This window comes from Streptomyces sp. NBC_01485 (assembly GCF_036227125.1).
Taxonomy (GTDB): Bacteria; Actinomycetota; Actinomycetes; order Streptomycetales; family Streptomycetaceae; genus Streptomyces.
In genome coordinates, this window is the sequence record NZ_CP109435.1 from 4,376,922 (window position 1) to 4,397,707 (window position 20,786).

The 20,786-nt window shown below is 69.8% G+C and carries 20 protein-coding genes; 7 read left to right on the forward strand and 13 right to left on the reverse strand.

Annotated elements, in window-relative coordinates; translation table 11 throughout:
• Both OG352_RS19890 and OG352_RS19895 read right to left on the reverse strand, forming a co-directional pair.
• Positions 1-2,295, reverse strand: a complete 2,295-nt coding sequence (locus OG352_RS19890) for a transposase (RefSeq protein WP_329223894.1) — start codon at positions 2,293-2,295, stop codon at positions 1-3.
• Entirely contained in the window at positions 2,292-3,110 is an 819-nt protein-coding gene (locus OG352_RS19895) for a TnsA-like heteromeric transposase endonuclease subunit (RefSeq protein ID WP_329218619.1), read from the reverse strand. Before OG352_RS19895 ends, OG352_RS19890 begins: the two co-directional genes overlap by 4 nt.
• A gap of 17 nt (positions 3,111-3,127) precedes the next feature.
• Between OG352_RS19895 and OG352_RS19900 the strand changes: the two genes are divergently transcribed.
• From OG352_RS19900 to OG352_RS19915, 4 genes are all read left to right on the forward strand, one after another.
• The gene (locus OG352_RS19900) at positions 3,128-3,304 is read left to right on the forward strand and encodes a hypothetical protein (RefSeq protein WP_329218621.1); all 177 of its coding nucleotides are present in this window, start codon (positions 3,128-3,130) and stop codon (positions 3,302-3,304) included.
• A gap of 182 nt (positions 3,305-3,486) precedes the next feature.
• Positions 3,487-3,939 (forward strand): hypothetical protein, encoded by a 453-nt coding sequence (locus OG352_RS19905; protein ID WP_329218622.1) that lies wholly within the window; start codon positions 3,487-3,489, stop codon positions 3,937-3,939.
• 109 nt (positions 3,940-4,048) lie between these two features.
• Positions 4,049-4,747 carry an SMI1/KNR4 family protein gene (locus tag OG352_RS19910; protein ID WP_329218624.1) on the forward strand — a complete coding sequence of 233 codons (699 nt, stop codon included), beginning with the start codon at positions 4,049-4,051 and terminating at the stop codon, positions 4,745-4,747.
• Positions 4,748-4,871: 124 nt separating this feature from the next.
• The gene (locus OG352_RS19915; RefSeq protein ID WP_329218626.1) at positions 4,872-6,128 is read left to right on the forward strand and encodes a HEAT repeat domain-containing protein; all 1,257 of its coding nucleotides are present in this window, start codon (positions 4,872-4,874) and stop codon (positions 6,126-6,128) included.
• A 33-nt stretch (positions 6,129-6,161) separates the two neighbouring features.
• On the opposite strand, the gene OG352_RS19920 is transcribed toward OG352_RS19915, so the two are convergent.
• Positions 6,162-6,857, reverse strand: coding sequence for a hypothetical protein (locus OG352_RS19920; protein ID WP_329218628.1), 696 nt, complete (start codon positions 6,855-6,857; stop codon positions 6,162-6,164).
• Positions 6,858-7,306: 449 nt separating this feature from the next.
• Between OG352_RS19920 and OG352_RS19925 the strand changes: the two genes are divergently transcribed.
• Positions 7,307-7,975: a hypothetical protein gene (locus tag OG352_RS19925; RefSeq protein ID WP_329218631.1), complete on the forward strand. Its 669-nt coding sequence runs from the start codon at positions 7,307-7,309 to the stop codon at positions 7,973-7,975.
• Positions 7,976-8,237: 262 nt separating this feature from the next.
• On the opposite strand, the gene OG352_RS19930 is transcribed toward OG352_RS19925, so the two are convergent.
• The 5 genes from OG352_RS19930 to OG352_RS19950 all read right to left on the reverse strand — a co-directional run bounded on the left by OG352_RS19930 (position 8,238) and on the right by OG352_RS19950 (position 15,064).
• On the reverse strand, positions 8,238-8,744 hold the full coding sequence (locus tag OG352_RS19930; protein ID WP_329223895.1) for an HAD domain-containing protein: 507 nt from the start codon (positions 8,742-8,744) through the stop codon (positions 8,238-8,240).
• Positions 8,745-8,797: 53 nt separating this feature from the next.
• Positions 8,798-10,873: a HelD family protein gene (locus tag OG352_RS19935; RefSeq protein ID WP_329218634.1), complete on the reverse strand. Its 2,076-nt coding sequence runs from the start codon at positions 10,871-10,873 to the stop codon at positions 8,798-8,800.
• Positions 10,874-10,950: 77 nt separating this feature from the next.
• Complete coding sequence (locus OG352_RS19940) at positions 10,951-11,628, reverse strand: TetR/AcrR family transcriptional regulator (RefSeq protein WP_329218636.1); 678 nt, start codon at positions 11,626-11,628, stop codon at positions 10,951-10,953.
• 82 nt (positions 11,629-11,710) lie between these two features.
• Positions 11,711-13,870: a phosphotransferase family protein gene (locus OG352_RS19945; RefSeq protein WP_329218638.1), complete on the reverse strand. Its 2,160-nt coding sequence runs from the start codon at positions 13,868-13,870 to the stop codon at positions 11,711-11,713.
• Between the two features lie 300 nt (positions 13,871-14,170).
• Positions 14,171-15,064 (reverse strand): winged helix-turn-helix domain-containing protein, encoded by an 894-nt coding sequence (locus tag OG352_RS19950; protein WP_329218639.1) that lies wholly within the window; start codon positions 15,062-15,064, stop codon positions 14,171-14,173.
• A gap of 218 nt (positions 15,065-15,282) precedes the next feature.
• On the opposite strand from OG352_RS19950, the gene OG352_RS19955 reads away from it, so the two are divergent.
• Entirely contained in the window at positions 15,283-15,471 is a 189-nt protein-coding gene (locus OG352_RS19955) for a hypothetical protein (RefSeq protein WP_329218640.1), read from the forward strand.
• On the opposite strand, the gene OG352_RS19960 is transcribed toward OG352_RS19955, so the two are convergent.
• Positions 15,455-16,291, reverse strand: a complete 837-nt coding sequence (locus tag OG352_RS19960; RefSeq protein WP_329218642.1) for an HAD family hydrolase — start codon at positions 16,289-16,291, stop codon at positions 15,455-15,457. The two genes, OG352_RS19955 and OG352_RS19960, sit on opposite strands and share 17 nt — an antisense overlap.
• The gene (locus tag OG352_RS19965) at positions 16,240-17,118 is read right to left on the reverse strand and encodes a GntR family transcriptional regulator (RefSeq protein ID WP_329218643.1); all 879 of its coding nucleotides are present in this window, start codon (positions 17,116-17,118) and stop codon (positions 16,240-16,242) included. The genes OG352_RS19960 and OG352_RS19965 overlap by 52 nt, the downstream gene beginning before the upstream one ends.
• Before the next feature lie 184 nt (positions 17,119-17,302).
• Here OG352_RS19965 and OG352_RS19970 point away from each other — a divergent pair, with 184 nt between their 5' ends.
• Positions 17,303-17,497 carry a hypothetical protein gene (locus tag OG352_RS19970; RefSeq protein ID WP_329218644.1) on the forward strand — a complete coding sequence of 65 codons (195 nt, stop codon included), beginning with the start codon at positions 17,303-17,305 and terminating at the stop codon, positions 17,495-17,497.
• On the opposite strand, the gene OG352_RS19975 is transcribed toward OG352_RS19970, so the two are convergent.
• The 3 genes from OG352_RS19975 to OG352_RS19985 all read right to left on the reverse strand — a co-directional run bounded on the left by OG352_RS19975 (position 17,487) and on the right by OG352_RS19985 (position 20,650).
• The gene (locus tag OG352_RS19975) at positions 17,487-18,395 is read right to left on the reverse strand and encodes a winged helix-turn-helix domain-containing protein (RefSeq protein WP_329218645.1); all 909 of its coding nucleotides are present in this window, start codon (positions 18,393-18,395) and stop codon (positions 17,487-17,489) included. The genes OG352_RS19970 and OG352_RS19975 overlap by 11 nt on opposite strands.
• 345 nt (positions 18,396-18,740) lie before the next feature.
• Positions 18,741-19,982 carry a GNAT family N-acetyltransferase gene (locus tag OG352_RS19980; RefSeq protein ID WP_329218646.1) on the reverse strand — a complete coding sequence of 414 codons (1,242 nt, stop codon included), beginning with the start codon at positions 19,980-19,982 and terminating at the stop codon, positions 18,741-18,743.
• Positions 19,983-20,083: 101 nt separating this feature from the next.
• Positions 20,084-20,650, reverse strand: coding sequence for an RsiG family protein (locus OG352_RS19985; RefSeq protein ID WP_329218647.1), 567 nt, complete (start codon positions 20,648-20,650; stop codon positions 20,084-20,086).
• Positions 20,651-20,786: the final 136 nt, after the last annotated feature.

Genomic DNA, 20,786 nt, shown 5'->3' on the forward strand with positions numbered 1-20,786 from the left:
TCACGTCTCCTCCGTCGACTGCGGGTCCGGTTCGTCGAATCCGTCATCGTCGTCGGCGATGACGAAGAGATTGCGACCGCGGCGGCTCGATCCCAGCGGCGCGGGTGCCGACGGCTGCTGCGCTGGCTTGGCCGTCTCACGCCGTCGTCGCCGGTGCGCGTCCAGGCCCTCGGTGGCCTGCCGGGCCCGTTCCCGCCACTGCGGCTGCCCATCCGGTGCGCCGACGGCAGCCAGGCGCGGTGGCTTGTTCGACTTCGGCGGCTGTTGCGGTCGGTCCGCGGCTGCCGCCTGGGCCTGGGTGATCTCCCGCGCGTGCTGCGTCCGCTGGGATTTGGTCAGCTGGGACGGCCACTTCGCGACCGGATCGACGGCCCCCAGCATCTCCAGGAGTTTGGGGACGAGCTCGCTGTCAGAGCGTGGCTTGAGGCCTGCTTCCCGTACGCGGGTGAGGAGTTCCTCGACCCGGGCGTCACCGAAGGCCGGCATCTCGCCCTCCGGCGGCAGGCCCGTCCAGCGCAGTTCGTGCCATTCATGGGTGTCGGGATCCTGGAAGTACACCACCCGCCGGTCGCGGGGTTCGCGGTGGATGACCCAGTGCTGCTTGTAGCGGCCCCCGCGCGCGGAATTCATGTCGGGCTGGTGCAGTAACGCGGCTTCGTACCAGAGCCCCTTGACCTTCACGCCCCGCCGGTGAATCCGCTTCACGTGGTGCTCGGGCAGGAAGCGGTAGTACGTCTCCGAGGAGGGAATGTCCAGGTCGAAGCCCTCCTGGGCGAAGGAGGCGGCAAACAGGGTGTTGGGGCTGTGGTCACCGCCGGGATCCCAGCTGGGCGCGAACTCGCCGAGCCTGCGGTTCTGCCAGACCTTCACGACCCAGGTCGCGATGAAGTGTTCCATCTCGGCCAGGGTCATCACCGCGTCGCCCTCCGGGTCCGCGCCGCGATCGGAGACGTCAACCCCCGTGTAACCGGCCAGCTTCTCGAATACTAGCGAGCGGATACTGCCGAAGACGCGCTCCACCGCGCTCTTGTCCTGCGGGCGCAGCACACGCGCCGGAAGAATCCGGCAGCCCATCGCCTCTTGGACATCCACCAGATGGTGATTGCGATAGACGGAACCGTGGTCGGAGGTGACGGTCTCGGGGGTGAAGAACGGCAGCCCGGCCACCTCGTACCCGGCGAACTCGGAGACCATGGCGGCCGGCAGCCCCGGATAGGGCCACTCCATGTCCTCGCCCCACTCCTCCCGCATGGGCAACGGCAGCATGACATCGCGCAGCACCATCGCGACGTCCACCGAGGAGTCCGACACCAGCGTGAGCCGGAACGCGCAGATGGAGTGGGTGTAGACGTCTAGCGCCAAAGTGAGGTGGACGGTGGTCGGGTCACCGAAAACGTTCTCGCGGACCATCACCGGCAGGATCGTCGTGTCCAGCGCGACGACCTGGCCGGGGCGGGTCACAAGCACATGCCCGTTCTTGGTGGGCAGTTCGGCCGAGCGCTCGTACTTCTGTCGGGCGCCGCCCGGCCCGAACCACTCCTTCCACACCCGCAGCAGCGTGTGGTAGCTGGGGACCTCGATCTTCTCTCTCTCGTCCCCGTCTTCGTTCTCGAAGGTCTCCCGCACATAGCGACGGATCATGATCTCGCGGGTGCGTGCGCTCACCCGGGACCGGTGGTGCTGCGTCTCCGCCCTGACCGCGAAGATCGCCTCGCGAACCTCCTCGCTGACGCTCGGGTGTCCTCCGCTCGCCCGCAGCCACCGGTGATCGGCGCAGCCCACGATCCCGTACTTCCTGCGCCTGCGCTCCCAGCGCTCCAGCGTGCGCACCCCGACGTGCGCGACGCCCAGAAGCAACTTGGCCTCTTCTGGCCTCAGCGCCGATAACTCAGCGGCCTTCGCCGCCCGCCGTTCAGTCAGCGTCGTACGATCCGGGTCGTACTCAGGGTGCGGCTCCCCCGGCTCGGGACGGAACGGATCACCACTGCGGAAACCGCAGTTGACTTCCATAAGATGCGCGAAACGCTGTTCCATCAAGGGCCGCTTCTCCGGCTTCACATCACTCCACGAAGCCGACTGCCGCCCACGGTTGGCGCCCTCCGCCGCTGTACGCGACGACGGCCGACAACGCGGGTGGTTAACCAGGAAGCGGAAGCTCGCCCGCTGGCGCTCGCCGTCCGCACGCACCAGGTGGACCCGCCCCAGATGTGGCTCCTGACGTTCGACCAGCCACTCCACCTCGTCGAGCACCACGCCCGCGCCAGGCGAGAGATCCAGTGCCGCCGCCCCCATCATGAGATGCCTCCCGCCAGCACCACCCGCGAACTGTCCGTCAACGGCTGAGCAAGGTCGATCCCGAGCCTGCGATGCCACAACAGGTGCAGCAACTGGGCCCGTGCCACCGGCCAGTACGTCTGCGCGGCTGCCAACTCTCCAAATGTGACGCCCTCTTCGGCATGAGCAAGCAGATCGGCCTGAATGTCGAGCACGTCGCGTGTCGGACGGCGCTTCCCGTACAACGCGCCGAGCGTGGACCGCACATGCGGACGCCACTCGGCCGCGACCGCGTAGTGCCACCCGCAGACCAACGCCACGTCCTCCGCGGCCGCGAACGACTCCAGGTCCCCGGGCTCGATCAGGTCCCGGGGCCGCACGTCGATCAGCCAGGTCCCCACCCGCGTGACTGCGAAGAAGTCCGGGGTGTGGTTGCGCCACTTCTCCGCTGTACGGAACCGGATACGCAACGGCTGCGACAGCACTTCCAACAGATCACCGGCAAAGTCCAGAGCTACCAGCAGCTGATCCTCTTCGAGGCTCTCGAACCCATGCAGGCGCCCCGTCGACACCAGGGACTCCAGCCCGGGCCTGTGCCGCTGCTCCCGCCGCCAGGTGAACCCCCGCATCGGCCCGCGGCTCGCTACCGGCACCTGCCCCAGGTGCCGGACCGGCCCCGCAACCTCGTCCCCGGCGTACTTCCACGTCGCCGTCCACCGGTCCGGCCAGCCATCGGACAGGTCGAGGTCGCCCCGCCCCGCGTCCAGCGAGACAGGGACCAGCAGATCCGTCCATGTACAGCTGTGGGACCACAAGGAGCCCCGGGTATCGCTCATAGTCCCAGGTAATCCGCATGCATCCCGTCGAAGGAGCGATCTTCGAAGTTGGCGACAACTTGCCTGCAAAAAGCACGGAACACGTCAACAACGACGCGAATTCGGCGACAGATATCGTGCTCAGTGCTTCAAGCAAGGCCAGGTCGGGGTGGGAGGTTAACGACAACTATCGTGCTCAAGCTCAACGCTTGTGACAGCTCGCGGCAGTTGGCACTTCGCAGCGCTGGTTGGCGCGGAGCGGCCACTGGCGGGAATGCCGTTGTGAACTCGTGGGACTTAGCGTTCCAGGCGGCACGCAGGCGACGAAGGTGGGACCGCGAGCCTGCGGGAAGGAAACGCAGGTGTCGGCTCCGGGCCGCGCAGGCAGGATCTCGGTATGTCGACCGACGTCAGTGGACTGATCGAATGCCGTCCGGGAGCCCGGCTGTGGGGCCCCGGCGACGAGGACTCCGTGTGGCAGGCGGCCATCGACCTGTTCCTGCTCAACATGGGCAACGCCTATGACGGCCTCGCTTGTCTCTTCGGAATCCGCAATTCCTTCGGCTTCCGCCCCCTGGCTGAGGGCCGCGGCTTCCCAGAGGACGCGTCGGATGGGCTGCGTGGTGATTTCGCCGCCTACGGCGGTCCCAGCGATGTGTACGGGACCACATGGCTGACCTGGGCCGAGCTGGCCAACGCCGACTGGCAGGAGACAGATGCCTCTGGTACACGAAGCCGTGCCTCGGCCGCAGGGGCCGGTAGCGACTGGGGTCGGGTGTGGAGCGTCATGCGCATACTCAGCGAACTCCACGGCGCGCAGAACGTACGTCTCGTCGTCTGGTTCTACTGACCCAACACCACGGCCGAGCACCTGCTTTGGCCGCTGATGGCCACGACGGCGCCTAGCTCCATGTGCGCGGGCCAGGCCCGGTGTCAGCGGCGCCACGTACGGTCTGCGCATGATTGATCAGTGGGCAGGGGTACGGGAACGCGTGGCGGCGTTGGGCACTCAGCCGGCGTGCAGTGAAGTCTTCGGGGCGCTCGGGCACCGGTGGGCCCTGGAGGAGCCACTCACCGAGGAGGGGCTTGCTGAACTCGAAGGCCAGATAGGTGTGAGGCTGCCAGACGGCTACCGGACCTTCCTCCTCCACGTCGCCGCGGGCGGCGCGGGACCGGCCTACGGCCTCTTTCCCCTGCGGCGCATACAGAGCCGGTGGCGCTGGGAAGGCGACGGAGCCGACCTGGCAGACCTCTCCACGCTCGCGGAGCCGTTCCCGGAGCAGGGACCGGACCCCAAGAGCCTCGACGAGCTCCTTGCCCTACGCCCCGAGGAAGAGGACTTCGACGAGATCAAGGACTTCGACGACGCCATCGAAGCGTGGGACGAGCAGTGGGACGCCCTCATGTTCGCCCCGGGACGCACCGCCGGCGCCATCGTGATCTCTCATCTGGGCTGTGCCCTGCGGGAGTGGTTGATCATCAGCGGCATGCATCGGGGCACGATCTGGTCGGATGGCCGGGCGGACGACGTCGACCTGGTGCCGCGCCTCGACGATGACGGGAAACCGGTGACTTTCGCCCGCTGGTACACCGACTGGCTGGAGCAGGCCGAGCGTCTGACGCTGCCATCTCCGTCGGATGCCTGCAACCTGTTCTGAAGCTGCCGACGAGCGGTACGAGCGGCGTAGAACCCTGAGCACGCTACCTGGTCGGCAGGTCCAAGCAGCGCGTTCAGGCATGACTCGGCTGAGTGTGGGTGGCCCGGCCGGTAGGGTCGCGCGCATGTGGGTGGGAGTGGGATTGGATGCGGTCGACTGGGCTGGGCTGAAGCACAACTACGGGTCTGCCGAGGACGTACCCGGCCTGCTCCGCCGATGCGAGGGTCCGGATCCGGACGATGCGGACGACGCCTCGTCCGAGCTGCTCAACCTGCTCTTCCATCAAGGTGGCTGGGTCTGCTCCGCCGCCCCGGCCGCACTGCCCTTCGTACTGCGCCTGGCTGCGACCCCGCAGGTGCCGAGCCGCTGCGCGATGCTGGAACTGGTGGCGATGCTGGCGGCGGAAGCCGGTCGGGTCAAAGCCCGGTTCCTTGATCCCGGCTGGGCGCCGGCGTGGACACAGGCCCTGCCCGAGTTGCTGGGTCTGCTGGACGATCCCGAGCCGGAGATCCGGCGGGCCGCGGCCGACGTGCTCGGTGTCTGCGACAGCCCCGGCGAGTTGGTTCTGCCTGGGCTGCTGCGGTGCTGGGAGGCGGAGGACGATCTGCCAACCCGCCTTGAGCTGGTCCTCTCACTCGGCCAGGCGGCCCTGCGCGCGCCAGTCGGCGGGCATGGCGCCGAGGTCTTCGACCTGCTCCGTGGTCTGCTCGATTCTCCCCAGGCTCAGATACGCCTGGCAGCGGTGCACGCGCTCGCCCCGCACGACCCGGGCCTGCCTGCGCGACGGCTCGACCTCATGCTCGAAGCGCTCCGGGACCCGACCATCGAGCTGTGGCGCCACACCAGCTCGGTGCAGACCGGCGTCCTGGGTGTCCAACACTGGGCTGCGCGGCTGATAACCGGCCCCTCCCCCACCTTCACGCTCGGCCTGCTGGCGGACCATCACGACGACGAACAACGGATCGGTGCCCTGTCCCAGGCGGGCGGACTGCTGTCTCAGTGGCGCTCACCGACCGCTGCCCTTTTACCGCGTCTCGTCGCGCGACTGGACGATCCGGCCCCCGAAGCCCGCTTCCGGGCAGCCGAGCTGCTGGCCTGCCTCGGCCCGGCGGCCGCCGCCCACGCCGACGAGGTCGCCACACTCCTCTCCGACACCGCCGTCCGCACCACACGTACCCGCACCACACGTGAACGGGGGACCGTCGGCGAGGCCGCCCTGTGGGCTCTGGCCCGGATGAACGATCCGCGCTGCCTGCCGGGCCTGATCGAACTGACCGCCGGCACACACTCCGGCTTCGCATCGGCTTCCGCCCACTACCCCGCCGGAGGCCACAAGTTCGGGATTACCGAAGGGTTTTCGGGGAGGAACTTGAGGGTGTAACAGTACTGCCGTCCCAGCTCCGGTCGGTGTTTTCTAGTGGCCGCGGTTCAGCAGGAGGTGGGCTGCCGGGCGGCATGGCCTCCCGATATCGGTGCATCGCCTCTCGAAGTCTGGTGGAAGCCAGCCGCGTCCCAGCAGTCGGGGGTGGGCGGGGAAGGCTGTGACAGCGGCCAGGACGAACAGCAGGGACGCCCAGGGAGTGTGGAGCTGGACTGTCGTCTGCCGTCCGCTGTGGATGTTGCGGAAGCTGGCCTGGAAGACCTCGGGTGCAACGAGGTCGATCGTGTCCAGGCCGCCCCAGGCGAGGTCGAGTGGGCACTTCGGGTGTCCGAAGTAGACCTTGCGCGTGGTGACGGTGATTTCGCCGGACCCGTCCACCACCCAGCGCGGTTGCGCGTCGTTTGCGGCAGCACGGCGGCGGGCGGAGTTACCGAGGGCCGAGCCGGCCATGCTGCTGAGTACGAATGTGGGACTGCCGAACGCAACGACGCTTCGGTGCATGTAGCTGCCGTCGCCCAGGGCCCGCCAGGTCAATCGCGTTGCGGGGCCGACGGCGAGTGCGCGTTCTCCGGGATCGAGCCGGGCGACGGTGGTGACCAGCGGACGCTGCTCCAGCCGTCCTTCGGCCAGGTCGGCGATGATGTCGCACGAGACCCATAGGTACTCGTCGAGCCATGACCATCCCGGCCGTTTCTCCATGCCGGAGGCAGGGGCGTAAGGGTTGTTCACTGTCTCTCCGTTCCCCAGTACTGATGCACCATCAACTTCGCTCGATCATGGCCACTTTACTGAGGTGCCTGTGCACTCACGAGGGCGTTGGTTTGGCCGCACTGCTGGCAGGGTGCGTACTGTCGTAGCGTCCGTGGACGGCATCGACATACCGCTGGGCGGTATCGGGTCGCAGTCCGAAGACTGCCGCGATGTGCAGAGGGTCGCGGACCCCTACGGCTTCGACTTCGTCGAGGATCCGGTCCTGTCGCAGGAGGTCGAGGCTGGCCTCCTGGCCGCGCAGGACAGTTCTGAGCCATACCCGGCTGACCGGGCTGTCGTGATGGGCGGTCTGCTGGGTGATCAGCAGATGGGGGTTGGTCAGGGCCCACGCGCCACCTCGCCCTCAAGTCGTACGCAAGGAAAGCGACCTCGCCGGGATTCCAGCGCTTCGCGATCACTGCCGCTCGATGGCGATGCTGGAAGCGATACTTCGCCCGGAATGGGCCGGTCGGCGCTACTCCTTCGACGCTCACTGGTCCGACGGGGAAGAGCTGGCCTCGATGCGCGACGGATCGGGCGACGAGTTTTCCGTCGTCTTCTCGGCCGTCGGCGCCTACATTCGCGGCTTCGCGCACGAGTCGCCCATGAGCCCCTATGCCGATGACGGACCGTGGCCGGGCGTGCTGAACGACGTCCCGGCGGTCTTCCGTTCCTGCGTCGAGGAGCCCGCGTTCGCCGACGAGGACGGAATGCCCGTCGTGACCGCCTGCACGTGGCGGGAGGTGGGTGATGGAGCTTGGCATGCGGGGACGATCGAGTTTCCTGACGACGGTGCCGGCACCGGCACCGTCGACAGCGACAGCGACAGCGACAGCGACAGCGACAGCGACAGCGATCCGGACGGCTCCGGGCACTTGTTCCGGTTGCTGGCCGACCGGTCGCCGGAAGCGTTCCAGCGCTTCGCCGAGGACTGCTACGAGATCCCGGTGTCCCTCGCAGCCATTCGGCACGTGCTTGCCCTGCGTCCTCTGACGACCGAGGTGGTCGCGGCCTTGAACCCCGAGGTCACGATGCACACCCTGGCAAAGGACATCGCTGAGATCGGCTATCCACTGGGCGACGGCACCAGCACCTGATGCATCTGATCCACCTGTCCGTTCCCGGCGAATGGGTGTGGAGGATCAGCCTGGTGCTTCCTTGCCCACCGGGTGCTCCGCGCCTCCGGGGAAGCTGGCGCGGTGGAAGGGGCCTCGGCGGTGGTGCGCAGGTTGCGTGCCTGTGGGCAAGCAGGACGAACCGCCGTTCGCGCCACAGCGGCACCCCGACGACCGAAGAAACCGTCACAGCCCGGCACCCTACGGCGGCCCGGTCCGACGCATCGACGCTTTTTTTCGAGGGCTACGCCCCTCGCTGCCCTCTGATCCACTCCTCCACAATCACGAAGTCCGCGTCCGTGAGACCTCGGGCGGGATGGACGCGGTGGAGGAGTGCGGCGCCGGGGTGATGAACGGCCGTCCAGACGCGGTCGGCGTCGGTGATCTCGTCGTCGAGCCAGACGAAGGGGCGACCGGCGGCCCGGGCGACAAGTGGCCGTGTCTTCCAGTGCACGCCGCCGCCTCCCGGTCCCAGTCCCGGTTCCGCGTCCGCGCCCTCGTCCTCGTCCTCCGGCCACTGCACCACCGGCAGCGTGGGCAGGCCGAGTCGCGGTGTGAGGACGGTGTTCGCGTCGTCCAGCCAGGTCGTCGCCCACACCAACTCGCAGCCCAGACTGAGCAGTTGGGGGCCGAGGGACGGGTCCAGGCGGGACAGGAGCGGGTGTTCGGGCGACGGTTCTCCGTACTCCGGGTGGGGAGCCGTGCCCCCGAACGGGATCAGCGTTCCGTCGACGTCGAGGTAGAGCAGCATCGCCGTCCAGGATGCCCCAGTCACTCCGGTTCGTGTTCCGGGCGCCCTCTGCCTCACCCCTCCCACGGCAACTCCCGTCCGTGTACCACCTCCAGGCGGGACACCGCTCGGGTCAGGACTACGTACAGCCGGTTCAGGCCGCGTTGTTCCGACTCTGCGATGGCTGCCGGTTCGACGGCGACGACGTGGTCGTACTCCAGGCCCTTGACGAGGGTCGCGGGGACGGTCGTCACGCGGGCGGCCGGGTCGTCCGGGCCGGAGGTCGGGATGCCGGCTGTGGTGAGGGCTGCGCGGACGCCGTCGAGTTGTGCGTCGGCGGCGATGACGCCGACCGAGCCCTCGTGGGTGAGTGCGTCGCGTACGGCGGCGACGACCGCGGCGTGCAGCATGGCGGCGTCTGTCCCTGTCCGCCGGAGGCGCAGTTCGCCGTCCCGGCGGAGGGAGTGGGCGCGGGGTACGTCGGCGTCGAGGCGGTCGAGGAGGCGGGACGCGAGGGTGAGGACGGCGGCCGGGACCCGGAAGCCCAGGGTCAGGGGGACGATCGTCGCATCCGGTTTGCCCAGGTGGGTCAGCTGGACCGGCCAGGAGGTCGCCGCCCAGGGGGTGGTGCCCTGGGCAAGGTCGCCGAGGACGGTGAGCGAGCCGAAGGGGACCCGGCGGGCGACGGCCCGGCACTCCATCGGGGAGAGGTCCTGGGCCTCGTCGACGACGACATGACCGTAGCTCTGGGGATGGTCGAGGAGGCCGGCGATCTCGTCGAGGAGGACGAGGTCGGCGGCCGACCAGCGCGCCGACCTGGGTGAGCGGGGCGGGCGCGGCCAGTGCAGGGCCTGTTGTTCGTCGGGGTCGAGGAGGCCGTCCGCCGCCTGTGCCAACTCGGCCGGGTCCGTCAGGAGTTGGGACAGCACCTCCTCCGGGCGGGCCTTCGGCCACACGGCTTCGACGCAGGCGCTGACCGCCCGCGCCCGTTCGACCCGGCGGGTCCAGGAGGCCGGGCGGGTCCCGCTCCGGCGTTCGGCCCGCTCCTGGATCCGGCGGACGATCCGGCTGCGCACCCGCTCCCGCCCGGTCTCGTACGGCAGTTCGTCGGCGAGGACCCCGGCGACGATCGCCGTCAGTTCGCGGCCCGCGAGCCGCCAGCGGTAGGAGCCGTCCGGGAGGGAGAGGTCCTCGGCGCGGTCGGCCGTCACCCGGCCGTACACCGCGCGGCGCAGCACCTCGGCCATCCGGGCGTCGTGTTTGACGGCGGCGGCCCGGTCGGGGTCCACCCCGGTGACCGGGTGGCGGGCGATCTCGTCGTGGAGCGTCGACTGCCGTACGCCGGTCTCGCCGAGGGAGGGCAGGACTTCCGCGATGTAGGTGAGGAAGGCGCGGTTGGGGCCGAGGATCAGCAGGCCGCCGCGCTGGATGCGGCGCGGGTGGGTGTAGAGGAGGTAGGCGGCCCGGTGCAGGCCCACGGCGGTCTTGCCGGTACCGGGGGCGCCCTGCACGCACACCGACTCGGCGAGGTCTCCTCGTACGAGGTCGTCCTGCTCGGGCTGGATGGTCGCGGCGATGTCCCGCATGGGGCCGACGCGGGGGCGTTCGATCTCCCGGGCGACGATGCCAGCCGGCCGCCCGGACCCGCCGCCGTCCCGGACGTCGAACTCCTCGCCTGTGTCGAGGTGTTCGTCCTCCAGGCCCGTGAGGTCGGCGGAGTCGCCCCGGCTGGCGGGGGCCCAGCCGAAGCGTCGCCGGACGGCCACGCCCTGCGGGTCGCGGGCGCTCGCCTGGTAGAAGGCGCGGGAGACGGGGGCCCGCCAGTCGACGACGAGGGGCGGGGCGGCCGGGTGTTCGCTGATGCGGAGGCGGCCGATGTGGTGGGCGAGATCCGCGTGATCGCCGCCCGTGCCGTGGGCGAAGTCCAGCCGGCCGAAGAACAGCGGGCCCTCGGGCAGCTCGTGCAGGGCCTTGGCGTGGCTGCGCAGCCGGTAGCCGAGGACTTCCGCGTCGGCGCCGGACGCGGAGACGTCCTCACCGGTGACCACCTGGAGGTCGGCGCCCTCGACCATCGCGGCGAGGGCGGCACGGCAGGTGTCGTGGTGGGCGCGTTCCCGGTGGAGGGCGGTGTCGAGGTCGGGTGCCGTCATACGACAAGGGTAACGAATAACGTAACCGAGTTACATCTTTTACCGAGTATCAGCAGCGCCGATCGGACGGTCCGGAGTCAGGTCAGTCCCGGCAGACCCGCCCCCAGCACCGCGAACGCCCGCTCCGCCGCCGCGACCGCCTCGCCCCGGACGTCCTCCAGCCGCTCCCCCGCCGCGATCCGCCGCCAGTTCTCCTCGGCGAGGATCCGCCGGACGGCGATGATCTGGCCGGCCGCCAACCGGGCGTCGAGAGCACTGGGCAGCCCCTCCCCACGTCCCTCCCCGCGCGCGTCCCCGCCGACATCTCCGAGAACGCCGGCGACGGCGTCCGCGAGGGCGGACTCCGAGCGCTCCAGGTAGCCGTAGAGGCGGGCGACCAGGGAGGGGGTGCCGTAGAGGAGGTCGTAGAAGGCGCGGACGTTCGGGTGGTCGTTGAGGCCGGTGACGGGGTCGTCGGCGGCGAGTCCGTCGAGGAAGTGCCGGCGCAGGGCGGGGAGCGGGGCCACCCCCTCGGCGCGCGCCGCGACGACGATCCGCGCCGCCTCCTGCTCGTGATCGGCGATCCGGTGCAGGACCAGGTCCTCCTTGGTCGGGAAGTACCGGAAGAGGGTCGGCTTGGAGATCTCGGCCGCGGCGGCGACCTCGGCGACGGACACCGCGTCGAAGCCGCGCTCCATGAAGAGCCGGACGGCGATGTCCGACACGGCCTGGTACATCCGCTGCCTCTTGCGCTCACGCAGCCCGGTCTCGCTCATGGGGCGAGCCTACGGCGACGGGTCGCCGGAGCGGGTCCGCTCCCCCCTCCCCAGAGCGCCCCATCCACCCTCGCCCGCCCCCCTACCCCAGCGCCCGCGCCAGATAAGGGTTCGCCGTTCTCGACACCGGCAGGCCCAGGCAGGCCGTGGCCGCCGCGAGGGTGCCGGCGTAGGAGTCGACGGCTCGGCGGACGTTGGGGGCGTCCAGGCTCGCCCGGGTCGCCAGGCGGTCGAGGTCGATGTACGCGGAGCGGACGATCTCGATCCAGCGGTAGACGGACCAGTCCTTGCCCCAGTCCTTCGTGTACCGCTTCGGCAGCTTCTCCTCCCAGCGCCGGAACATCCGGGTCCGGATCTCCGGCCGGGTCGGTGTCAGGTGCATGTGCCGGACGAGGTCGTAGAGCGGGTCGCCGACGAGGGCCATCTCCCAGTCGATGATGGTCAGGGCCAGATCGTCGGTGCGGCGCACCAGGTTCCACGGGTTGAGGTCGCCGTGCAGCAGGGCCGGCGCCCGGCGGCTCACCCGGTGCCGGGACAGGATCTCCCGCAGCCGCCGCTCGTCGGGCAGCCCCAGTGTGCGGGCCAGTTGGAGGGACTCCTTCGGCAGGTTGCGCACCAGGCCTACGAGTTGCTCCTTCAGCCACTCGTTGAAGTCGATGCCCCCGGCCTGCGGGTCGATCAACGCATGGTCCACGCCCGTCAGTTCGCACAGTTGGTGGACGAGCGCGTCCGCCTCGTGCGGGAGCAGACCGTTCACCGGATGGCCGGGCGGCTGGTCGATGCGGGTGCCGACGTACGTGTGGATGCTGAAGGCGTCGTCCGGATAACTCTCGCCCAGCGCCAGGACCTGCGGCGCCGCCACCCGCACGCCCGACTCCTGGATCGCGCGCAGGACGACGTGCTCACTCAGGTAGACGGGCTCCCTGCGCAGGACGTTGGCCAGCTTGCGGCGTACGACGACGGGGGTGCCGACGCCCGGGACCTGGACCACCGAGTTGAGGTGGCCGGTCCCCTTGAACACCCGGTGCGCGGGGGCGGCGCCCTCGGCGAGGAGGGCGTCGCGCACCGCGGAGGCGGGGAAGGCGGGCTGCTCGGGGAAGCGCGGGTCGGGACGCCAGTCGCAGGCCTTCGCGATCCAGTGGCGGCCGCTGACGTCCCCGTCGCCCCGCGACGCCAGCCAACGGAACAGCGCGCGCTCGATCTCGTCCTCCGCCGGAACGTTTCTCAGCCGCAGCGGCTCCGACGCCGTCTCCAGCGCCCTGCTCACCTCCGAGGTGGCCTCGTCCAGGCTCCGCTGGGTGAAGGACCCCTGCAAGGACCGCGCGGCCCGCATGACGTCCGGGTACACCGACTGGGCGCGCTCGAAGTCGAGGTAGTGCCGCAGGTCCCTGGCCAGCCCCTTGACCGCGCCGGGCTGAAGGGCGCGCATGGCGTCGGCCCACGCGTCGATCACCTCCGACCACTGGTCCCGCGGGTAGCGCATGCGCACCAGATGGGTGGCGAGGTCGTGCAGGGGATCGCCGTAGGTGGCCAGTTCCCAGTCCACGCAGACGAGGGGCGGGGCCGCGTCGTAGGACACGATCAGGTTGTCCCGGTGCAGGTCCGCGTGAAGCAGGCTGTACGGCCGCCGGGCCATCGACGGCACCCGCTCGGACAGCCGGACCATGGCGTCGTCGGAGATGCCCAGCGCCTTGAACAGGCCGCCGAACTCAGCCCAGTTGGGCGTCCGGATCTGTTCGTCGGCGAGCCGGACCAGGGTCTTGAGGAAGGCCTGGCTGTCGCTGTGGTTGGCGGGCCAGCAGGTCGGCAGGGCCGGCAGCACCGCCCGCCGCACCTGCGTCATCCGGGCCAGCAGCTCGACCAGCGCCTCCATGAGCAGCGTGTCGACGAGCTTGCCGTTTCCGCAGACGGTGGAGAGCGGGACGCCTTCCACATAGCTGTGGATGGAGTACTCCGCGCGCTTGACCAGACACTCGGGGGCCGGGGACAGCCCGCTCCGCACGGCGCGCAGGATCGCCGCCTCGTCCTGCCAGGTTCTGATCACCACCGGCAGCGCGTCGGCGCGCCGGATGCGCACCGTCACCGGCGTGCCGGCCTCGCGCCCCAGCAGCCGCGCCACCTCCGGGGTCAACGGCAGCACATGGTTGCGGTTGTGGTGACCGCTGGACTCCTTGGTCGCCTCCGCGGCCCGGACGAAGGCCGCCAGGGCGCTGGACGCGGCCTCGGCGGCTCGTTCCCCCACGAGACGTCGGGGAACAAGGGGGTCGACGACCACTGGCCGCTCCGGATACTCGCACTGACGGGTGGGGCAGACGGAAAATCCGCCGCACGACCGGAGCGAGGATCAGGTGAGCACAACGGGTGGTCTGCCACTCTGCCGCGTCAGGCCGTCGAGACGGTTGTTTTTCGCCGTCTCATACGTATGGACGGGAGCGGTTGCTCGCGCGATTTGGGGAATGCTAGCGCAACGGATGACCACTATTCGGCCAGACGCTCATCCGGCCGGACGCCCATTCGGCCAGACGCTCATGCAGCGAGACGCTCATTCGGCCAGCCGATGCCAGACCGAGTCGAACCACGACTGCCAGGTGTCGATGAAGACGGAGCCCGGCGAGTCCGGGTCCACGTCCTTCACATGGTGGGTGAGCGTGGCGCCGAGGCCCAGCACGTCGTAGGCGATGATGACCTCGCCGGATTCCAGTTCGATGGGGCGCTCGATCACCTCGTAGGGACCGAGCAGCGCCTCCGTTCCGTTGAAGACGTACAGCTTGAAGGTGGGTGTCAGGGGCGCGCGCCGGATCTGGACGTCGACGGACGGCACGAGTTCCTCGACCGCCAGGCCCTTGAGCACCTCGAGCAGCGACTTGGTGTGGCGGGTGGTGATGTCGTGCAGCCGGTCGCGCAGCCGCTGGTCGTCCTTGTCGTCCTTGACCCTCGGGTAGGGCAGGTCCAGGTCGGGCGAGGGCAGGAGCATCCGCAGGCCGATGTGCCGGGGAGCGATGTCACCGCGGCGGATCCGCTCGGCCTGGAGCCGGATGTGGGCGTCCAGGGACTCGGAGGTCAGCGTGTAGACGTCCAGCGTGACCTCCGGCTGTTCGAAGGCCTCGCTGAGCAGCGGCCCGAGCGTCGACTGCTGACGCTGACGGGTGGCCTTCGGCGTGTACGACCGGATGCGCTGCGTCTTGACCACCGTGTCGACGACGACCCGGGACCCGCTGCCCTGACGGGACTCGATCCAGCCCTCGCTGGCCAGTTCCCGCAGCACGCGCTGGACGGTGTCCCGGGAGACCCCGAACTCCCCGGCGAGGTCCCGCTGCGGCGGCAGGAACGAGCCCAGCGGATACGTCCCGTCGGCCATCCGGGCGCGCAGCGCGTCGGCGACCCGGTGGAACTCCCGGCCGCCTCCGTCACCGCTGCCGCTCTGTTGCGCTCCCACAGGGCGACCGTACCGCCATCCGTCCACGGGCAAACCACTGTCGGTCAGATCTCGGACAACTACCCCGGATTAAGGATCAACCAGTCCGGGGAAATCCACTTCAAGTCAACCAGTCCAATTGGACCGACAGTTGAAAGCTTGGCAGAAATTCACAGAGGCTCGCAGTGATTCACAGAGGTCGCAGTGATTCGCAGCGAACGGCATGGAGGGGGAAGGCCGTGCTCCTGTTATCGGCCCTCTTGGAACTCGGCGCGTACTGCGCGGGCTTGACGGTGCAGGCGAAGTTGGGCGCGCTGGGCGTGATGCTCATGATCACGGTGGCGGTGGGCGTCCGGGCCCGGCACAAACTGCTCACCGCGGTGGCGGGCTTCGCGCTCGTGGTGCTGATGCTCAGGCCCGGCGCCTGACCGTCTCCAGCACCGTCTCCAGCGAGTTGACCACCAGAGCGGCGCCCGCTCCCCGCAACCGCCGCTCCTTGTCCGCGTTGCGCGCGTAGCCCAGGAACGGGACGCCGGCCGCGTCGGCCGCCGCGAAGTCGGACGGGGTGTCGCCGATCATCAGGGCGTCCTCGGGCGCCGAGCCCAGGGCACGCAGCGCGAGATGCAGACAGCGCGGGTGCGGCTTGAGCAGGCGGAGATCCTGGGTGCGGCCGTATATGTGGGGGGTGAAGCAGTCGGTGAGGCCACGCCCGGCGAGGTAACTGGTCACCACCCTGGGCGAGTTGTTCGTGGTGATCGCCAGCCGCGGGCCCGTCGCCGCCCAGGTGCGGATCAGGGGGTCGGCGTACGCCGTGGGCATCGCCGAGGCCACGGCCAGCAGTTCCTCCTGGGTGAGACGTTCCTCCAGCTCGGCCGCCAGGTCGCTGCCGGGCCGCACCCGGTCCACCGCGCGCACCACGACGTGCGGGTCCAGCGAGTGCCGCTCGGTCTCGGTCAGCAGGCGGTGCAGGCCCCGCCCTTCGAGCCAGCCCATCAGCTCCTGGGCCACGCGCTGCGCCGAATGACCCGCGAACAACCGGCACATCGGCCCGTCGAAGTCCCAGAGGACGACGCGCGCACGCGTGATCGCCTTCCGCCGCTCCGCGGCCTCGTCGCCACTGCCGCTGCCTCTGTCACTACCGGTGTCGGTGCCGCTGTCGGGTGCCACCTGTTCAGTCTGCGTCGTATGAGAGGTCACTAGGAGAGTGTCAGGTCCGTCGTGATGGTTTCCCAGAGGGCGTCGAACCACTTCTGGGATTGCTCGACGAACGCCGCGTCGCGCTGGCCTGCCGACTTCCCGAAGGAGAAGAGGAGCGACTCGGTGCCGAGCACGTCGTACATGTCGAGGCGCCCGGCGTCGGTGTGCTCCTCCCGCCGCATGACCATGTAGTACGCCATCAGCGCCTCCTCGCCGTTGAGGAGGTACAGCTTCACCGGCGGGGTGAACGGCAGGGCGCGGAACGTGATGTTGACGTCGATGCCGTGCGTGCGCAGGGTCTGGAGGTTGTGCCGCAGGACGTGCCCCTGGGCGTTGCGCATCGACAGCCAGCGCTCGTGCACCGGGTCGTCGTCGCCGCGGCTGTCGACCGGGACCGGGAAGGCGAGGCTGATGTCCCGGGACGGCAGCAGGATGCGGACGTCGATCCGCTCGGGGCGGATACGGCCGCCGTGGATCAGCCGCAGCGGCTCGGCCAGGGCCGGGATGAGGCTCTCGGCGGTGAGACAGGCCGCGTCGACGCGTACGTGCCTGGCGGAGAAGGCCTCGGTGATCCGGGGGGCCAGGGCGACCATCGTGGGCTGGGGCTCGTCACGGCCCGGGTCCGGCGGCTGCGCGATCCGGGGCGGGCTGCCCTTGCTCACGTTGGTGAGGAGACCGTCGTCCTGAAGGGCCCGCAGCGCCTGGCGTACGGCGCCCCGCTCGACGCCGAACTCGTCCGCCAGCTCGGCCTGGGTGGGCAGCCGGTCACCGGCCCTGAGATCCCCGCCGTGGATGCGTTCGCGCAGGACAGCGGCGATCTGGTCGGGCGAGAGCCTTCTGTTGCCGTTCACTGCCACGTTCTCCTGGGTCACGACCAAAAGCTACAACTTCCATCCATCTGACGGGAGTTGTTTGAAAGTTGTTTAGCAGTTGCTGCCAAGTGGGGACAACATAGTTGTAGTTGGTTGCCAACTTGAGCAAGTTGGCGGAAGGTTTGCCTCCCACTCCGGCCCACTCGCGGCCTCTCCGACCCTCTCCACCCTCCGAAAGGGGGGAACCACCATGCCCGTCCTCGTCCTCCTCAGCGCCGCCTTCGTCGTCGGCGTCGAGCAGACCATCCAGTGGAAGTACGGCACCGCCGGCGCCGTAGGTCTGCTCCTGCTCAGCATCGGCATCAAGGCCAAGAGCCCCGTGATCAGCTCGGCCGGCGCCGTGATCCTGGCCCTCCTCGCCACCGGGCCCGCCGTCAACTCGTGAGCACCAGCTCCGAACTGATCGTCTCCCACAGCGCGTCGAACCACAGACGGGACTGCCGCACGAACGTCGTGTCACGTGGTCCGGCGCCCTGTTCGAAGGCGAACAGCACCGACCGCGTGCCCTCGGCGTCGTACATCTCCAGGTGCTCCTGGTCGATCGTCTGCTCGCCCCGCTGCACCGTGTAGTAGGCGAACAGCGCTTCCGTGCGGTTGAGCAGGTACAGCTTGACGGGCGGGGTGAAGGGCAGCGCGCGGAAGGTGACGTGCACGTCGATGCCGTGCGTGGCGCGCAGGGTGAGCAGGTTGTGCCGCAACACCTGGCCCTGGGCGTTGCGATGGGCCAGCCAGCGGCGCTGCAGCCGCCCGGTCTCCGAGATGTCCACCGGCGCCGGGAAGGCGAGGTCGATGTCCCGGGACGGCAGCAGGACCCGGACGTCGATCTTGGCCGGATTCAGTTGCCCCGCGTGGATCTGACGCAGGGGTTCGCCGATCGCGGCGGTCAGCGAGACCGCCGTCAGACACAGCGCGTCGACCTCGACATGCTCGGCGGCGAACGCCTGGGTGATACGGGGCGGAAGGCCGACCATCGAGGGCTGCGGCACCGCCCCGGGCCCGACCGGGGGGCCGGCCGCACCGGGCCGCACGGCGACCGTCGCCGGGCTTCCCTTCGAGACGTTGGTGAGGAGCTGCTCGGACTGCAGAATCCGCAGCGCCTGGCGTACGGCACCCCGCTCGACGCCGAACTCGTCCGCCAGCTTGGCCTGGGTGGGCATGCGCTGACCCGGCCGCAGCACCCCGGTTCTGATCCGGGCGCGCAGCTCGTCGGCCACCTCGCGGTGTGACCGCTGCGGCCGCTCCGCCCCCCTCCGCGCAGTGACGGAGGCATTTTCCGGGTCCACGTCCGCACAGTACAACTTCCCGCCATCTTTGGGCAGTTCAAAGAGAGATGGTTATAGGACGCTTCCAAGCGGACATAAGTACAGTGAAGTTGGCAGCCAACTTCAGCAACATGGTCAAACTTTCAGATGGTTGGCCGGTGGGTTCCCTTCCGGAGGGGAGCCGGGAGCCCGAACGGTCGGCACCGACGTACAGCCACAACTGAACATCGCCCGCACAGCCACAACTGAACAGACAGAGCAGGACCGCACAGCCACAACTGAACAGCTACGGATACACGGACACACAGACACACGGGTACACGGACACACGAGTACCCAGACCCTCCGCCCGACCGAAAGGAGCCGTCAGAACATGTCCGGGCACCAAGGTCGCCCGGACGTGCGCAGCAGGGCGTCGGCCCCTCGGGCGGCGCCCGCTCGTTCTTCCCGGAGCCGGCCCAGCGCCGCCAGCCGCCCCGCCGACTCGTCGCCCAGCCACAGCGTCGCCAACTCGGCGACGCCCAGGGTGAGGTCGGCGCTGCGGGTGGTCGGCGTACAGGAGGCGCCGTCGGGGGTCGCGTCCAGCAGGAAGCGGCCTCCGGCCAGACCGGCCGGGTCCACGACCTCCAGGACCAACGAGCCCTCCGCGTCGTACGTACGCGCCTGAAGGGCCTGTACGACGTCCAGGATCCGCACCCACAGCCAGTCCGCCTGCGTGCTGATGCTCGCCGCGCGCGGGTCGGGCAACAGGAGCGGGACCAGGTCGTCCGGGGCCCGCCAACCCGTCTTGACCTGTGTGATCCAGTCGATGGAGCAGAGGTAGCGCCACAGGGCGCGCTCGGCGGCCGGGGTCACCGCGAGCAGCCAGTTCACGGACGCCGTGTTCCGCGGCTGCTTGGCGGCGCTCCACGTCTCGTCGGCCGCGTACGACACCAGTCCCTCCACCGTGCCGTCCGCCGAGCGGTACACCGCGTAGAAGGGTTCGGTCCAGGGGTTGCCGCCCGGCCGCAGCAGGCCGGTGTCCGCGGCCCACCAGTGCTCGTCCCGGCTGACCGCGCCGGGCTGGGCGAGCCGCAGCCGCTCATGGAGCTCGGGACCGGCCTTGCGGACCTCCTCGGCGTCGGCGAGGTCGATCCGGCCGCCGTCCTCCGGGCCCGACCGGCGCGGGTCGAGGCCGGCCCGGGGTACGTCGATCGTCCACTCGGTCATCGTGGTGGCCGGGCCGAAGCCGTACCGTCCGTAGATCCGGTACTCGGCGGCGATGAGGGTGGCGACGACGTCTCCGCGGTCCTTCGCGGCCGTCAGGTCGTCGCTGATCAGACGGGTGAGGAGACCGCGGCGGCGGTGGGTGGCCGACACGGCGACGTTGGAGATGGCGTCGGCGGGGACGGGGGCGCCGCCCACCGCCGTGAGCTCCTGGGCGAACGAGCGGAACGTCGCCACACACCGGCCCGCGTCGAAGGCGCCCGAGGTTCGGGAGTCCGCGATCGTGGTGCGGCGGTCGGCGAGGGCCTGGTCGGTGACGGTGGGCGGACGCAGGAAGCCCGTGTTGAGGGCGCGTGTCCAGTCGGGAAGCTCGGCGTCGGTGATCGGGCGTATGTCGGTCATACGATCACCGTATGCAGGTGGGGGCGGGTGGGCGGGGGATTTTTTCGGCCCCGCACACCCGCCCGTACCGCCCCCGCCCGCTCCCGCTACCGCTCCCTGAGTCACACCAGCAGGTCCTCCACCTGCGCCTCGCCCTCCCGGTACCGTCGCGTGACCTCCGCGCCCGACTCGTCGGCCGTCCGCTGGAGTCGCTGGCGGCTGCTGGAGACCTGCTGTTCGTAGCGCACGAGGCGGGCCATCGCCTCGTGGAGTTCGAGGTCGGTGCGGGCGTCGAGGTCGGAGAGTTCGACGTCGGCGAGCATGTCGGCGGCCAGCCGGCGGTACTCCTCGCTGTGCGGGGTGCCCAGCGTGACGTGCCGGGCCGAGGAGCGGTGGCCGGACGGGGCGTCGGTGAGGATCTCCGACAGCCGGTCGACCACGGACGCCGCACCCGTCGGGGACCGCCGGGCCAGCTCCGCGCGCAGGATGTCGATACGGCCCTGGAGCAGCCGTCGTACGTAGCTCAGGTCGGCCTCGTCGCGCTGGGCGTCCCGGCGCAGGGTGCGCAGCTCGGGCAGGCTCAGCCGGGGCAGGTCGTGCTCCGGTGGTTCCGTGGGCAGCACGGGGCTGTCGCTGCGCTGTGCCGGCGGCCGCTGTGTGGCAGGCCGCCCGGTACTCGGTGTGCTCATGTCCCTCTGCCCCGTCCCCTCGGCCGGCGTGTGGTGGAAGCATCGTGCCACCCCAAGTCGCCGCTATGTGACCGAGTCCCCCCGAACGGCCCCAGATAGGGGCTTAAGGATCAAAAATGGGCCCCCGCGAGCCGCC

Excerpts from the sequence above, each read along its gene's own strand:
- OG352_RS19985 (WP_329218647.1), bottom strand. The coding sequence starts at position 20,650 with ATGAGCACACCGAGTACCGGGCGGCCTGCCACACAGCGGCCGCCGGCA.
- OG352_RS19910 (WP_329218624.1), top strand. The coding sequence starts at position 4,049 with ATGATTGATCAGTGGGCAGGGGTACGGGAACGCGTGGCGGCGTTGGGC.
- OG352_RS19940 (WP_329218636.1), bottom strand. The coding sequence starts at position 11,628 with ATGAGCGAGACCGGGCTGCGTGAGCGCAAGAGGCAGCGGATGTACCAG.
- OG352_RS19925 (WP_329218631.1), top strand. The coding sequence starts at position 7,307 with ATGGCGATGCTGGAAGCGATACTTCGCCCGGAATGGGCCGGTCGGCGC.
- OG352_RS19900 (WP_329218621.1), top strand. The coding sequence starts at position 3,128 with ATGCATCCCGTCGAAGGAGCGATCTTCGAAGTTGGCGACAACTTGCCT.
- OG352_RS19895 (WP_329218619.1), bottom strand. The coding sequence starts at position 3,110 with ATGAGCGATACCCGGGGCTCCTTGTGGTCCCACAGCTGTACATGGACG.
- OG352_RS19905 (WP_329218622.1), top strand. The coding sequence starts at position 3,487 with ATGTCGACCGACGTCAGTGGACTGATCGAATGCCGTCCGGGAGCCCGG.
- OG352_RS19930 (WP_329223895.1), bottom strand. The coding sequence starts at position 8,744 with ATGCTGCTCTACCTCGACGTCGACGGAACGCTGATCCCGTTCGGGGGC.
- OG352_RS19915 (WP_329218626.1), top strand. The coding sequence starts at position 4,872 with ATGTGGGTGGGAGTGGGATTGGATGCGGTCGACTGGGCTGGGCTGAAG.
- OG352_RS19935 (WP_329218634.1), bottom strand. The coding sequence starts at position 10,873 with ATGACGGCACCCGACCTCGACACCGCCCTCCACCGGGAACGCGCCCAC.
- OG352_RS19970 (WP_329218644.1), top strand. The coding sequence starts at position 17,303 with ATGCCCGTCCTCGTCCTCCTCAGCGCCGCCTTCGTCGTCGGCGTCGAG.
- OG352_RS19890 (WP_329223894.1), bottom strand. The coding sequence starts at position 2,295 with ATGATGGGGGCGGCGGCACTGGATCTCTCGCCTGGCGCGGGCGTGGTG.
- OG352_RS19980 (WP_329218646.1), bottom strand. The coding sequence starts at position 19,982 with ATGACCGACATACGCCCGATCACCGACGCCGAGCTTCCCGACTGGACA.